The organism is Colwellia sp. SU-HH01217 (assembly GCF_057543495.1).
Map to the genome: position 1 here is coordinate 36,888 of NZ_BAAJLX010000015.1, position 13,403 is coordinate 50,290.

Sequence of the window (13,403 nt, forward strand, 5' to 3'; positions counted from 1 at the left end):
TCTGCGGAAATAAAAAAAGGGATGCAAACTTACATCCCTTAAAATAGAACTGTTCACTCTAATTAAAAATGGACAATAACACCTGCAAATGCACCATCAAACGTTAAATCACTATAAAAGCCATCTAAATCGTCAAGCTCTAATTTTACCGTGCGATAACCCAAGGTAATATCTAAATCTACTGCAAGATTATCAAGTACTGCATAACTCACGCCTGCTTGTAAGTCATAAACCGTTTGGTCGTCATAACTAACAAAATTACCTTCAGCAAAAAAGTTAAAACCAGTAAAAGGCAAGCCTACAATCGTTGAAACATATGCCATAGGAATAAAGCCAGAGGCTGATAAATCACTGTTTCTAGTAGTTGTTGGTTCTACCACTTTTATGTAGCTATCAATATCTCGAGCGGTAATACCAAAATCGAAGGTCAGCAAATCATTATCAAACAGTTCATAATATAAAGTGTAATCAACATAGCTAGCTTCAAGCGTGGTATCTAGTTCTGAATTCGCACTGTAGGTTTTATCATTAAAAGTAAAAGTTGACGATAACGTGGTGCCGCCTACCGTATCTAATGTAGTAGAGGCAATTTTCATATTAGGAATGAGAGGAATTGGATGCTCTAATGCGACAGAAAAGCTGCCTTGGTACTTATCATCAAATTCAAAAGCCGATTGGTTAAGCGCACCATCACCAAAACTACCACTCGCTTGGTTAGACCACATTTGTCCACCAATATACAAGCCTAATAGTGTATCGGCGCTAGCACTTGCGCAAGTTAATAACGATAAACTTGCCGCTAATATTGTTTTTTTCATTTCCTATCCTTTACTTAATAATTCATTTAAATCTATTAAAGCGGCATTGGCGCGCGAAATATAATTTGCCATCACTAATGAATGATTTGCCACTAAGCCAAAACCGCTACCATTAAGAACCATAGGGCTCCAAATAGCTTGTTGGCTGGCTTCCAGTTCGCGAATGATTTGCTGTACGCTCACTTTGGCATTCTTTTTCACTAATACGTCATTAAAATCAATTTCAATCGCTTTTAAAAAGTTAAGCAGTGCCCAACATGCGCCACGCGCTTCAAAAAACTCATCATCAATTTGAAACCAACTGGTTTTTAATTCAATAATTGAACTGCTGTAATTCGATTGTTGCGCTGAACTATCGCCCGCTAAATCATTATTAATTTGCTCGCGGCCAACACTGGCGCTTAAACGCTGTGAGTAACTTCCTAAGCGTTTAGTTGCTTCATTAATCCAATCTCGTAAGTTATCTGTACGCGCATAAAACTGTGAAGGGTCTTCGCTATTACTCAATGCTGTACGGTAGCGGTATAATAACTTTATCGCATCACCGTATTCACCTTCTGCACTAGGCATAGCCCAACTTTTATGATCAATATTAAACAGTGGGTGCGCTTTTTTTAAATACTCATCTTCTAGCGATTGTGATTGAGAGCGGCTGAAATCTTTACGCATTATTAAGCTTAAATCGCGTACCATTTCTAATACGCCAAATTCCCAAGCCGGAATATTATCGAAAAAAACCGATGGTGGCAGTGCATCATTTGATAAATAACCACCAGGCTTGTTTAATAAAGTTTCTGACACTCTTATTAATGCTGTTGTGGTAGTGTAGCCGATAACTGGCGCAACATTTTCAGCGGTAGCGTCTTTTTTAACTTCCGCACGAATATCTAATTCGTTTGGTTCAAAGCTCCAAAACACACCTAATAAATATAATAAAAAAATTAAACCAGACAGTGACCAAATGATGGTTTTTGTAGAAAAATTGCCTTGCATAAAATACTCCTAATGATGATGCTTTTTGCGTTTAATACCTTGAACAGGTATCTGTACATCAACATCTGGTTGTGAAGAAAAATGTAAAGTAATGGTGACCATATCCCCAGCTTTTAACGGCTCAGGAATATCAAAAAGCATGAGATGTAACCCTGACGGCTGTAATACTACGCTATCTTTACTCTTGATAACGATAGTATCGACCTGACGCATGCTCATCATGCCGCCAGCCATGCTGTGTTCATGAATCTCTATTCTAGGAGAGATTTTACTGCTCGCCCCAATCAATGTCACTGATTTTTCACTCGAATTTTTCAGTGTCATGTAAGCAGAAGAAATATTGGTCCCTGGTATGGTTTCTCGAACAAAACCATCAGACGCCTCAACAGTTTGGCTCTGTGCTTGACCAGCAATTACGAACAACAAGAGGCAAATACTTTTAGCGAATCGCCCTATATTAGTGGTATTTATTTTAGTTATTTTCATCTCTGACTATACATCCCTTTTTAGAAACACTATGGTGACTTATCGCTATTGTAACTAAGCTTAAACAAAATGGATAACTTAATTCTAACAAATGAAAGCCAAGGCGTTTTTACTATCACGTTAAACCGCTTTGATAAAAAAAATGCACTCAACTCATCTATGTATCGACAATTGTGCGAAAACCTAAATTACGCTAGCAACACCGACACCATACATTGTGTCGTTATTCGCGGCAATGAGCACTGCTTTTGTGCTGGTAACGACTTACAAGACTTCATTGCAAGCTCTAAAGATGAAGAACTTGTTGCCGCATCGCTCATTAACGTACTGATTAATTTTTCCAAACCTTTAGTTGCCGCCGTTGCTGGTGCAGCAGTTGGTATTGGTACCACCTTATTATTGCATTGTGACATGGTTTTTGCCGCCACCAACAGTAAATTTAAACTGCCATTTACCCAACTAGGTTTATGCCCTGAAGCTGGTTCAAGCTTATTAATTCCTCAACTTGTAGGTCATAACAAAGCTTTTGAACTCATGGTATTGGGGCAAACATTTAATGCGGAACAAGCTTGCCAATTCGGTATAGTTAATCAAGTCTGTCAGCCTGAAGAGTTACTTGCATTAACGGAAAAAACAGCAATGGCTATTGCTCAATTACCACATGATGCTGTGCTTACTAGTAAAAAATTACTGCGCCAAGCGAATAAATCATTGTTAGAGCAAGTGGCTAGCAATGAAATTAACGACTTCTCTCGGTTAGTAAATACTCCTGAGTGTAAATCGATTCTTGCGCAGTTTTTTAAATAACTTATTATTCAATCTCACTAACTGTGTGATCATTTCTACTGATTAAAATCACCATCTACTGAGTTAATTGACAATTAGTATAAGAGTAAATATGAATAACTGTGATAAAGAATTAAAAGCTATTATGGCTTGTTCTTTATCACTCTTTGCTCATCATCTGTCATAAATCTGCTTATAAGCTTAAGCGTGGCTTGGCTTTTGAGAACTTCTTGTTAATAGCCAAATACATAAAGCAATTAACAGTATTGGCCAAAATACACCAATCATCACCATGGCAATCCCGCCGCAAATTAACAATGTAATAAAAATCATAGAGCCAAAAACACTTAATACGATAGCCAAAGCCGCTAACACTAGGGTTACTGCGATTAGCGAAGAAATACCAATAGCTTTTAAAGGCTCTATTAACTCATTGTCGATATATAAATCAACGTTTAACATTTCAATCATGCTTACGCCTAAGACATAAGTTAAAAAAATTGTCGCGACTATCGCTAATAATAATGACTTGAAAAATGACATGTTATGCTCCCTTTTTGCACTTAAATAACTGCTGGTATTCTCTGTTTAGTACTCTCTATTTGGTACTCTCTGTTTGGTACTAACTGCTTGATACTCGATACTCATTGCTAATAGCTTGTTCTAATTGCTCTAAATTTACTGGCATTAAGACTTAGTATTTACTATTTGCCATCAAAACAGCGGCAACGATATAAGCAACACCAACAGCCACAGGAAAAGTAATTAACGCGAGAATAGTCGCAATTCTGACTCCAAGCCTTGGCAAATCGTAATACTTAGCGATGCCTGCACAAACGCCTGATAATTTTTTATGCGCGTTGTCTTTAATTAATCTTCTTTGTATTGAATAATTTCGTTCATATTTCATGATCATTTCCTTTTTTTCGCTAGTTAGTACTTACTAAAATATTGAATCAAACTTTAAAGCTAGGTGACACTAATGTGCCACCATGGCTTGGTTATATTTAACCGTTAACCACTTTCTTTTTCATTTGCTCAAGCTCTTGCTCAATATTTTCATCTGCTGCTAGGGCTCTAAATTGACTATCTAAATCTGAATTAGCACTTGCATTGGCTGTTAAATCGTATGCTTCAATTTGCGCTTCCACTTTATCTATTTTTTGCTGGTATCGCTCAAACTTACTTATAGCTTCATCAATGTTGTGTACAGCCGCTTTTTCTCTTACTTTTAAACGTACATGCGCAGACTGTTGGCGCAATAACAACGCTTCTTGACGACGTTTTGCCTCAGCTAGTTTTTCTTGTAAACCCTTGCTGTCGTCTTGAATACTAACGAGGTACTCTTCTAATTCGGCTAACTGCTCTTGCAAATACGCTAATTGTTCGCTGCATTTATGCTTTTCAATAAGTGCTGATTTAGCAAGATCTTCGCGGCCTTTTTCAATAGCAAGCTCAGCTTTGTTATGCCAATTTGCCATGCTCGACTCCACACTTTTAATTTGGCGAACGAGAGTTTTCTTTTCTGCAATGTGCTTAGCTGCGGTAGATCTCACTTCAACTAAAGTTTCTTCCATTTCCTGAATGATCAAGCGGATCATTTTTTCTGGGTGTTCTGCCTTGTCTAACATACTATTGATATTGGCATTAACGATATCGGTAAAACGTGAAAATAAGCCCATGATGTATACTCCTACTTAGTTATTTCTTAATTGTTGATGGTTATAAATTACTGGTTAATTATTTTTGGGTTGTTATCTGCCTTGCTAGTCTGTTGAGGTGCTTGGCTGTAACTAACCGTTTCTTTAATTTCTTCATTCGCCCAAATTAATGATTCAGCGATAGAGAATTGGCTAACTTCATTGGCAATTGACTCTTTTAACTGCACTGCCATTTCTTCTACTAATTGTTGAGACTGTTGAACAACAAACTCAGTGGCGCTGATTTCTATCGTACTTTGTTGGGCATTTGCAGTAGCACTTAATAAAATACCGCCTGCGATAATTAAACTGCTGATCATTTTTTTGCTGCTTGATTGAATAGTCATAATAAATTTCCTTATTTGCCTTGTATTAGTTTTTAATATTCGTTTATAAAATTTGTTTGTTAATGAGATTGACACTTTTCTCATTTTTATAAACTAGTTATTACAAGGCTTGTGCCAAGATGTATTTATTTTTTATACCATTGATTTACAAGGACAAATATAAAAACACAAATAGCCTTCGAAACACACGACATAATATGTCATACGATAATTTAGTAAATTTAACCACTTAAATGGTAAATTTAACCAAGTGGTTCAATGATGTGTTTTAGAATAATTTACGAACAGAATTAAAATATAAGCGCACTTAACATGCCCATAATAAAAGCTGAAAATGTGGAGGGAAAATTAGGCTGCTACTTGAGTTAAGTTGAGTTAAGTTAAAAACTTAACTCAACTTGCTTAACCGATTTCAATCGGTAAATGGTTAATTGCTCCCCACTCACTCCATGAACCATCGTATACGGTAACCTTATCGAAGCCTGATAACTGTGCCGCGAGTAATAATATGCACGCGGTAACTCCAGAACCACATGAAAGTATTAAATCATCATCAATGTTTACTTTGGTTAATAAAATCCGCTTTAACTCTGCCACAGGCAATAAACAACCTTGAGACAGAAATTGTGCGTAATGACAATGAATAGCGTTAGGGATATGACCGGCTCTGACATTGGCTCGGGGATCTTCAACATCACCAGAAAACCGCCCAATACCCCGTGCATCAAGCAATTTTTTCTGTTGGGTTTTAATATTATCAGCCACTTGAAAACGATCACAAAAAGACGTTTCATCGAAAGATGCAATAAAGTTTCCACGCGTTACATGTGCTTGCAATTCATCAGACGTTACTCGTTCAATAGTCGGCAAGCCTAGTTTGATCCACAATGGCAAACCACCATTTAAAATCGCGACATTTTTATGGCCCATTGCTTTAAACATCCACCAAGCTCTAGCACTAGAAAAAATTCCTTGCTCGTCATAAACAACCACCTGGCTGTCTGTATTAATACCTAGTTGCTGTACCTGCTCGGTAAATTGTTCAATCGAAGGCATTGCATGAGGATAATGACTGCTATTGTTAGAAAAATCATCTCCTAAATCAAATCGTTGTGCGTTGTTAATGGTAACACTAGGCCAACATGGCGTGTATTGGCTATTACAACCAACAGGTGGAATACTTGCATCAAGTAAAATTATATTATGAGGGGAGTTTTCAATGGCTAAGGCAGATGATAACTGCTGTGCAGAGATTAAATCAGTAAAATACTGCGTTGTTGTCATGATGAAGTAACTCCAGTAAAAAATTGATAAATCAAAAATTAACGAATTACTTTCAACATGTACAGCACAACATTAAACGCTTGGCTTGCTCTTAAAATGCTTTTAACGTAATGAGCAATAATCTATTTTATGCCTGAGAAGACATTTTTTTCTGTTCAAAAAAACTGACGATAAATGAAATTGCTAATACACCTAACCCTGGCAACATCATTAACGTAAACAACACACTTAAATTTAACATGGTGAATATCCTTACTCATTGTTCGATTGATTAGCACTACTAACAACCGTTTGAGCAATTAAGCTATTATAGTCGATAGGACTTTTCTCTACTTTCGGCAATTTCATCGTGACAGATAACTCAATATCATCAGCTAAATTTTGAGAAAGTTGCTCGTTTACCATTTGTACATTTTGCATGACCATAAGCGACGTTAAAGCTTTTATATCAACCTCTTCATTGGCTTGCACTGATACACAAGTCATTAAACCTAACGCTATTACAATTTTGCTTACGTTTTGACGCAAAGTTTTCGACATTTCTTTAGTTAACGTGTTCATCATTATTCTCCTTGTTGATTTTCTAGCAATCACACTAGTTAAGTTGCTTTAACTGTTACAAAGGTTGTGCCAAACAATGATGTTTTTATTAACTCACTGATAATTAATACTATTTAATTTATTCAATAAAGAAGGTTTTGGATGATTTTTGGGAGAAAAACTTGTGAATTGGTTAAAATAACCACTTATTAGTTAAATATGTAACTAACCGGTTACTTGTTTTTTTTAAATTTATTAGATTGGTTTATCATTGCAAACTAGAGGAAGTGACTCCTCTAGTGCAACATTTCAAGAAACTGTTTATCGCACTGAAACTCCCTCAGCTCACAGCACTTTTTACACTAAAGCGAAAGTTCATTCAGCCTTTTAACATTGTCGAAAGCTTCGAGTAACACATTGCTGTTAGCGCCTTCTCTAGAAGCCGTTTCGCTTAAATAGCGTCTAAATTGTCGAGCTCCCGCTAAGCCATTACACAGACCAAGCATATGCCTAAGAACATGCCAAGCTCTGCCGCCATTGGCAACATGGTGATCAATATAACCTGCCATTTGTTCAATAACTTCAGAACGCAATAATACCTTTGCGTCGGATTGCCAAATGCTTTGATCAGCTTCACTTAGCATATAGGGATTTTGATACACCTCACGGCCAATCATCACGCCATCAAGGTGAGTAAGATGTTCGTTCGCTTCTAAATAAGACTTAATACCGCCATTAATCGAAATTTCTAACTCGGGAAAGTCCTGCTTAATTTGATAAACACGTTGATAATCTAACGGGGGAACTTCACGGTTTTGTTTAGGGCTTAAACCACTTAACCAAGCTTTACGTGCATGAATAATAAAATGCTGGCAACCAGCACTAGCGACATGCTCTATAAAGTGATGTAAAAATTCATAACTGTCTTGATCGTCAATACCAATGCGCGATTTTACCGTAACAGGAATGTTAACCGCTGCCTGCATCTCATTAATACAATCAGCGACTAATGTTGGCTCAGCCATTAAACATGCGCCAAAACGGCCATTTTGAACGCGATCGGAGGGACACCCCACATTAATATTAATTTCGTTATAGCCACGTTGCTCAGCAATCTTTGCGCACTCAGTCATCGCTTTGGCATCGCTTCCACCCAATTGCAAAACTACTGGTTGCTCTTCTTTATTAAAGCTAAGGTAATCACCTTTACCAAATAAAATAGCTCCAGTAGTCACCATTTCAGTATACAAAACCGTATGTTTAGACATAACACGATAAAAGTAACGGCAATGGCGATCTGTCCAATCGAGCATGGGCGCAACAGAGAGTTTATGACTACCAAAAGTGTTTTTATTTACTGACATTATTGTTGATTTTTGCATTTAAGCTTACCTGAATTACCGCTGATTCGGACAGTTAAGTGCGCAATTATACATACAGAATGCTTATTATTCAGTAAAAAGCAGGGCTGAATTTAGTTAACAACAATTATGATGATATAAAAAATTGCCGTCAGAACATGATGAATCAATAACGTTGTTGTCAAATGGTTGGCAGATAAACATCAATCGGTGATATTACCTTTATTAAATTGTAGACAAAAAAAAAGCACATTTAAATAAATGTGCTGTAAACATGAAACACTAAGGGAAATAAAAGCCTCTCACTAAGTAAGACACCGCTTTATTGGCTTAGTTCATTTTTAATTTAAATATATACAAAATAGTTTAAAGTAAATAATTTTATTGTTAATCGGCTTTCAGAAAACGGTAATTTCCTTTAATGTCTGCTTCAAATTTTTCACATAACTCACCCATTGGCGCTTCTATTTTCAGCATACCGTAACCTTTATGAGCGCCACGTTGTACATGCTCCCAGCTAATCCCTTTAATTGAGATATGACCTTCGCTAAACGCTTTAATCTTAGCCAGTTCTTTAAACTTTTCTTTGTCGATTGGTTTGCCGCAATCACGATCTAAATACAGCATTTTACTGGCAGATTCCGCAAGTAAAAGTTCTATTTCGCCTTTTTCTCGATTAGATAATGCGTCGTCCGCAATTGCCGCTGTGCTCAGTAAAACTAAAGATAAAGATAAAATTAACGCTTTCATTTGATTTCCTTGGAATTTAGATTGAATTTTCGTTAGTGGGTTAAGTATAGACATTTTCAATGTCAAATTGGTATAGAAATTTGTTAATAAATGTTCAGCCCGTGTTGATCTTTGATACTCAAAACGCCCTAGAGTTAAAATATTCATTTTAGTGATAGAAAATATCAGCTAGGATTAACGGCTATTTCTTCAACTAGATACCACAACATATGCAAAATACTTGGCAAAACCCTTTTATTTATTTACTTGCTTTTAGTAGCGGCTTTTCCATTATGGGAATTGAGTTATTAGGTGGACGTATTCTCGCACCTTATTTTGGTAGTAGTGTACATATTTGGGGCAGCATTATTACCGTGTTTATGCTGAGCCTAGCTTTAGGATATTTAGTAGGCGGAAAACTGTCGACTCGATCAGCCTCGTTAAAGCGTTACGGCATTATTTTTATCGTTGCAGGCGCACTGGTATTACCCATTGTTTTATTCGCTACTCCTATTATGGAAAGCATTTTTACTTTAATTGAAGATAGCCGCTACGGCTCCTTAGTTGCTTCTACTTTGCTCTTTTTCCTACCGACAATTGTTTTAGGTATGTTGTCTCCTTACTCTGTTCGATTATTGGTTACCGACAAAAATGAAAGTGGTCAGGTGGCTGGTAAACTTTATTTTGTCTCAACTTTAGGTAGTGCTATGGGAACTATTGTCACGTCGTTCTATTTGGTTTTATATTTTAATGTTAATCAAATTATCATTAGTTTTAGCGTGATATTAATAGTGCTAGGTATCTTGGCCATATTGGCAGATAAATTACATTCAGTTAAGGAGTATGAAAGTGAACCACTTAAAGCAGCTTAACCATTCTGTAAAAAACAGTCATTTTTTTCAACTATCAAATACGTACTTATTTTTACTATTGATTGTAAGCCTTAGCGTATTTATAAATAAATCTGAAGCTGAAGTTATCCATAGTGAGCGCTCACTTTACAGAAATATTCTTGTTGAAGATTTAGGTGATTTACGGTGTTTAAAATTTAATGAAAAGCGTAGCACATCCAGCCAAAGCTGCTTTTTAAAAAGTAATCCACAAAGTTTGGTGTTTAACTACACTAAGTTGTTATTTTCTGCTTTGCTAGTTAACGATAACCCTAAACGCATTCTTATTATTGGTTTAGGTGGCGGCACTATGTCGAATTCCCTACATCAGCTTTATCCTGACAGTATTATTGACAACGTTGAAATAGATCCTGCCGTTGTGAAAGTGGCTCGCCAATATTTTGGTTTTTTTGAAAACGACAGTGTAAAAACGTATGAGCAAGACGGGCGTATTTTTATTAAACGAGCACTAATGAAAAAACAACAATACGACTGGATAATTTTTGATGCCTTTAACGGTGACTATATTCCTGAGCATTTGTTAACTAAAGAGTTTCTTTTAGAGACTAAACAATTATTGAGTGATAATGGTGTACTTACCGCCAATACTTTTTCCTCAAGTAAATTATACGCGCACGAATCGGCTACTTATCAACACGTTTTTGGCGAATTTTTTAATGTTCGCAATCAAAAAAATAACAACCGAATCATCCTTGTTAGTAAACAAAAGCTACCGTCGGATCAAGCACTACTCAACAAAATAAGTGTGTTAAAAGATAAATTAACCCCCTTTAATATTGATATTTCTAGCATTTATTCCAGTATAACATCAAGCAATGAAGTTAAAGATTGGCCTGACGATACTCGTTTACTGACAGATCAATATTCACCAGCTAACTTATTATAGTGAATGAATAGAGAATCCTAAGTACTAAACTGCTTATTTTAATCACAGCGGCGGTTATAAGAATACCGTTAATAAAAAAGCCCTGCTAAGTTTCACTTAACAGGGCTTTTACTTATAGGAAAGTCGACCCAATCGTTATTTATTCAAACAAATTGCTGTCGATAACAAAACCATTATTGTTGGCACCTAAATCAAGCACACCTAAACAGTTACTTTGGTCATCTACCAATGCCATTCGGTCTCCTTCAACCCAATAAGTTTCAGAGTACACATCACCATTACCTAACGTGCCATAGTTACTCGCTAAACTCATTTCACCTGTACTATTGTCAACCCAATGAAGTGTTACTGCAGTATCAGTGGTATTGGTTACACTAAAGTTTGTTGCACTATTGCTTGTACGATCATAAGGAACTAATAAGTCACATGAGCCAATTTGTGGTGCAGGTAAAGCAACAACATCTGCGACTAATTCGTCACTAATGGTATAGTCGTTATCTTCAGCATTTAATACCGCGACCCCCAAACATGAGTTGTTTTGATCGGCAATCATTAAGCGATCACCTTGCTTCCAATAATCTGCCGAGTAACTTTCTCCAGCAACTAAAGTCGCATACGGATTATCAAGGTTGGCTTTACCTGTTGGATTTATCCAATATAAGGTTACAGGGACATCCGTTGGGTTTGTAACGCTAAAACCTTCAGCCGTAAGTGAAGTAGTATCATAGTAAGCCGTTTCTAAATTACAGTTACCTATCTCGCCAACAGCAGGTAATGGCACTGATACAGGTAATACTGGCTGACTTGCTTCAATCAACTCAACAGGTGCAGGCAAATCAATAGAACAATTTTCGCCACTACATGCAGTTAAGTACATATCAATAATGTCTGAGCCAATAAAATAACTGTCAACCACGACATAGTAAGTGCCTGCCGTTACGTCGGTAAATGTACAACTTTCGTCATTACCATCATTGTAGCTATAGCATTGAGGGTCGATGTCAAAGCTCCAATGCGGTACACTGTCTTTACTTACCATTAAATCTACATCGCCTGAGCCGCCCGTGGTTGAAATAGTTAAGCTTGATTCACCATCAGGTACATTCACTGAATAAATCCAACCGCCTCTTCCTTCGACTTTCTCAAAACTATTTAAAGTAAGTGCTTTAGCGCCATTCAGATATTTTTCTTTTACATCGACACTATAGTACTCAACAAATTCAGCCTCGTAGTTTGCAACGAAGCTCTCAAGTAATACATCATAAGCATCCCAGTCGCCAGCGCGCATATAAGTTAGCATAGTAGTTACATCTGACGGATGTTTTTCAAGTAAAAAAGCAACCGCCATATAACCCCAATCGTAAGGGCTTGGTTCATAATCGTTGTTATGTAAATCAAAAATTTCAGCTAACGTATACTTACTATCGTTAGCAGCAATTTCTAATAGCTGATAGGGCTCTTTATAAAAGGTGCCAATATATTCAGCTAAACCTTCAGACCACCATGCCATACTCTCGCGATAACCACCTTCTTTATTATATCGTCCGTCTAATGCATGTACGTATTCATGATCAAGCGAGCGAATAACCGAGCGACCATCTGTCCAACCAATACCATTGAAAGTTAATATTTCTGAGTTGTGATCAAACCCTGTTGGTGAGGTTTCAAAATAAATGCCTGACTCGTTATCACTACCATACAAATACCCTAACCAAGCTTTGTGATTAGTTAAGTCTGCAAAAATATTAATGCTAGTAAATTCATTTAAATCGCCTGGTACTACTTGTTGAAACTCTGGTGCTATCGCTTCATTAAGCACAGCATCAAAGCGTGTTTTAGTTTCTGAAAGTATGTCACATGCTCCAGATAATTCTTCTTGGCTTAATTGTTGAGCACGAAGGTTTACCGGAACATCACAGGTTTTAGCGTTATTAAATAGCTGAGTTGACGCCCATAAAGTACCATCGGTTACGCCTACACCATCACCTTGATCAAACGCGTCTACTAAAATGTAATAACGCCCCGCTTGAGGTTGATCAATAATACAAACCTCACTATTGTTAGTCCCTGAGTATGAAACACAGTCGAACTCACCATCTTCACCAAGCGTTGGTTCAGCTTCATAGCGTACGTAAAGATCGGGATCACCTAACGATTTACCCGCAAGACCTTTAGCAAAACTCACAGTTAATGTTGGTGACTCTTCAGCTACATCAACATAAAACATGGTCGCTGATAATAAGTCGATATGTTCACTCGCCTGCTCTAGAATAACTTGGGTAGCCGTTTCTTCTGGTGTTTCAACTTCTGGTGTTTCAACTTCTGGTGTTTCAACTTCTGGTGTTTCAACTTCTGGTGTTTCAACGATAGGGGTTTCAACAACTTCTTTAACCTTATCATTAGAACCTCCGCAAGCAGCAAGTGTAATACAACTTACTGCTACAGCAACTTTAGTTAACGATAATGACATGTGTGTTTTCCTCTTTATTTTTTGTATACAATAAATAATATACCTATTTTAAAAAATAAAAAAGCACAAATATTAGCCAAAAGTCTAATTTT

Annotated in this window: 15 protein-coding genes; 3 read left to right on the forward strand and 12 right to left on the reverse strand. The window is 36.8% G+C overall.

Going from position 1 to position 13,403, the window contains the following annotated elements; all coding sequences use genetic code 11:
- Positions 1–62 precede the first annotated feature (62 nt).
- Genes AC27G3_RS15575 through AC27G3_RS15585 form a run of 3 tightly spaced genes read right to left on the reverse strand, consistent with a single transcriptional unit; the run spans position 63 to position 2,297 of the window.
- Positions 63–818, reverse strand: coding sequence for a TIGR04219 family outer membrane beta-barrel protein (locus AC27G3_RS15575; RefSeq protein ID WP_487123114.1), 756 nt, complete (start codon positions 816–818; stop codon positions 63–65).
- A 3-nt stretch (positions 819–821) separates the two neighbouring features.
- Positions 822–1,811 carry a DUF2333 family protein gene (locus AC27G3_RS15580; RefSeq protein ID WP_487123116.1) on the reverse strand — a complete coding sequence of 330 codons (990 nt, stop codon included), beginning with the start codon at positions 1,809–1,811 and terminating at the stop codon, positions 822–824.
- A gap of 9 nt (positions 1,812–1,820) precedes the next feature.
- Positions 1,821–2,297: a copper chaperone PCu(A)C gene (locus AC27G3_RS15585; RefSeq protein WP_487123118.1), complete on the reverse strand. Its 477-nt coding sequence runs from the start codon at positions 2,295–2,297 to the stop codon at positions 1,821–1,823.
- Positions 2,298–2,366: 69 nt separating this feature from the next.
- Between AC27G3_RS15585 and AC27G3_RS15590 the strand changes: the two genes are divergently transcribed.
- A complete protein-coding gene (locus tag AC27G3_RS15590) occupies positions 2,367–3,104 on the forward strand; it encodes an enoyl-CoA hydratase-related protein (RefSeq protein ID WP_487123120.1) in 738 nt (245 codons plus the stop codon).
- A 180-nt stretch (positions 3,105–3,284) separates the two neighbouring features.
- Here AC27G3_RS15590 and AC27G3_RS15595 read toward each other — a convergent pair whose 3' ends face one another.
- The 8 genes from AC27G3_RS15595 to AC27G3_RS15630 all read right to left on the reverse strand — a co-directional run bounded on the left by AC27G3_RS15595 (position 3,285) and on the right by AC27G3_RS15630 (position 9,065).
- Positions 3,285–3,626 (reverse strand): hypothetical protein, encoded by a 342-nt coding sequence (locus AC27G3_RS15595; protein ID WP_487123122.1) that lies wholly within the window; start codon positions 3,624–3,626, stop codon positions 3,285–3,287.
- A 151-nt stretch (positions 3,627–3,777) separates the two neighbouring features.
- The gene (locus tag AC27G3_RS15600) at positions 3,778–3,993 is read right to left on the reverse strand and encodes a PspC domain-containing protein (RefSeq protein ID WP_487123124.1); all 216 of its coding nucleotides are present in this window, start codon (positions 3,991–3,993) and stop codon (positions 3,778–3,780) included.
- 97 nt (positions 3,994–4,090) lie between these two features.
- A complete protein-coding gene (gene pspA, locus AC27G3_RS15605; RefSeq protein WP_487123125.1) occupies positions 4,091–4,765 on the reverse strand; it encodes a phage shock protein PspA in 675 nt (224 codons plus the stop codon).
- 47 nt (positions 4,766–4,812) lie between these two features.
- Positions 4,813–5,130 carry a hypothetical protein gene (locus AC27G3_RS15610; protein ID WP_487123127.1) on the reverse strand — a complete coding sequence of 106 codons (318 nt, stop codon included), beginning with the start codon at positions 5,128–5,130 and terminating at the stop codon, positions 4,813–4,815.
- Between the two features lie 402 nt (positions 5,131–5,532).
- Entirely contained in the window at positions 5,533–6,414 is an 882-nt protein-coding gene (locus AC27G3_RS15615; protein ID WP_487123129.1) for a sulfurtransferase, read from the reverse strand.
- Between the two features lie 252 nt (positions 6,415–6,666).
- Positions 6,667–6,978: a hypothetical protein gene (locus AC27G3_RS15620; RefSeq protein ID WP_487123131.1), complete on the reverse strand. Its 312-nt coding sequence runs from the start codon at positions 6,976–6,978 to the stop codon at positions 6,667–6,669.
- Positions 6,979–7,316: 338 nt separating this feature from the next.
- Positions 7,317–8,336, reverse strand: coding sequence for a tRNA dihydrouridine(20/20a) synthase DusA (gene dusA, locus AC27G3_RS15625; protein WP_487123133.1), 1,020 nt, complete (start codon positions 8,334–8,336; stop codon positions 7,317–7,319).
- Between the two features lie 366 nt (positions 8,337–8,702).
- Positions 8,703–9,065 (reverse strand): hypothetical protein, encoded by a 363-nt coding sequence (locus tag AC27G3_RS15630; RefSeq protein WP_487123135.1) that lies wholly within the window; start codon positions 9,063–9,065, stop codon positions 8,703–8,705.
- 209 nt (positions 9,066–9,274) lie between these two features.
- On the opposite strand from AC27G3_RS15630, the gene AC27G3_RS15635 reads away from it, so the two are divergent.
- Together AC27G3_RS15635 and AC27G3_RS15640 are read left to right on the forward strand one after the other, a co-directional pair.
- On the forward strand, positions 9,275–9,916 hold the full coding sequence (locus tag AC27G3_RS15635) for a fused MFS/spermidine synthase (RefSeq protein WP_487123137.1): 642 nt from the start codon (positions 9,275–9,277) through the stop codon (positions 9,914–9,916).
- 58 nt (positions 9,917–9,974) lie between these two features.
- On the forward strand, positions 9,975–10,841 hold the full coding sequence (locus AC27G3_RS15640; protein WP_487123240.1) for a spermidine synthase: 867 nt from the start codon (positions 9,975–9,977) through the stop codon (positions 10,839–10,841).
- 139 nt (positions 10,842–10,980) lie between these two features.
- On the opposite strand, the gene AC27G3_RS15645 is transcribed toward AC27G3_RS15640, so the two are convergent.
- Positions 10,981–13,311, reverse strand: a complete 2,331-nt coding sequence (locus AC27G3_RS15645; RefSeq protein ID WP_487123139.1) for a collagenase — start codon at positions 13,309–13,311, stop codon at positions 10,981–10,983.
- Positions 13,312–13,403: the final 92 nt, after the last annotated feature.

Excerpts from the sequence above, each read along its gene's own strand:
- AC27G3_RS15575 (WP_487123114.1), bottom strand. The coding sequence starts at position 818 with ATGAAAAAAACAATATTAGCGGCAAGTTTATCGTTATTAACTTGCGCA.
- AC27G3_RS15580 (WP_487123116.1), bottom strand. The coding sequence starts at position 1,811 with ATGCAAGGCAATTTTTCTACAAAAACCATCATTTGGTCACTGTCTGGT.
- AC27G3_RS15585 (WP_487123118.1), bottom strand. The coding sequence starts at position 2,297 with ATGAAAATAACTAAAATAAATACCACTAATATAGGGCGATTCGCTAAA.
- AC27G3_RS15590 (WP_487123120.1), top strand. The coding sequence starts at position 2,367 with ATGGATAACTTAATTCTAACAAATGAAAGCCAAGGCGTTTTTACTATC.
- AC27G3_RS15595 (WP_487123122.1), bottom strand. The coding sequence starts at position 3,626 with ATGTCATTTTTCAAGTCATTATTATTAGCGATAGTCGCGACAATTTTT.
- AC27G3_RS15600 (WP_487123124.1), bottom strand. The coding sequence starts at position 3,993 with ATGAAATATGAACGAAATTATTCAATACAAAGAAGATTAATTAAAGAC.
- pspA (WP_487123125.1), bottom strand. The coding sequence starts at position 4,765 with ATGGGCTTATTTTCACGTTTTACCGATATCGTTAATGCCAATATCAAT.
- AC27G3_RS15610 (WP_487123127.1), bottom strand. The coding sequence starts at position 5,130 with ATGACTATTCAATCAAGCAGCAAAAAAATGATCAGCAGTTTAATTATC.
- AC27G3_RS15615 (WP_487123129.1), bottom strand. The coding sequence starts at position 6,414 with ATGACAACAACGCAGTATTTTACTGATTTAATCTCTGCACAGCAGTTA.
- AC27G3_RS15620 (WP_487123131.1), bottom strand. The coding sequence starts at position 6,978 with ATGATGAACACGTTAACTAAAGAAATGTCGAAAACTTTGCGTCAAAAC.
- dusA (WP_487123133.1), bottom strand. The coding sequence starts at position 8,336 with ATGCAAAAATCAACAATAATGTCAGTAAATAAAAACACTTTTGGTAGT.
- AC27G3_RS15630 (WP_487123135.1), bottom strand. The coding sequence starts at position 9,065 with ATGAAAGCGTTAATTTTATCTTTATCTTTAGTTTTACTGAGCACAGCG.
- AC27G3_RS15635 (WP_487123137.1), top strand. The coding sequence starts at position 9,275 with ATGCAAAATACTTGGCAAAACCCTTTTATTTATTTACTTGCTTTTAGT.
- AC27G3_RS15645 (WP_487123139.1), bottom strand. The coding sequence starts at position 13,311 with ATGTCATTATCGTTAACTAAAGTTGCTGTAGCAGTAAGTTGTATTACA.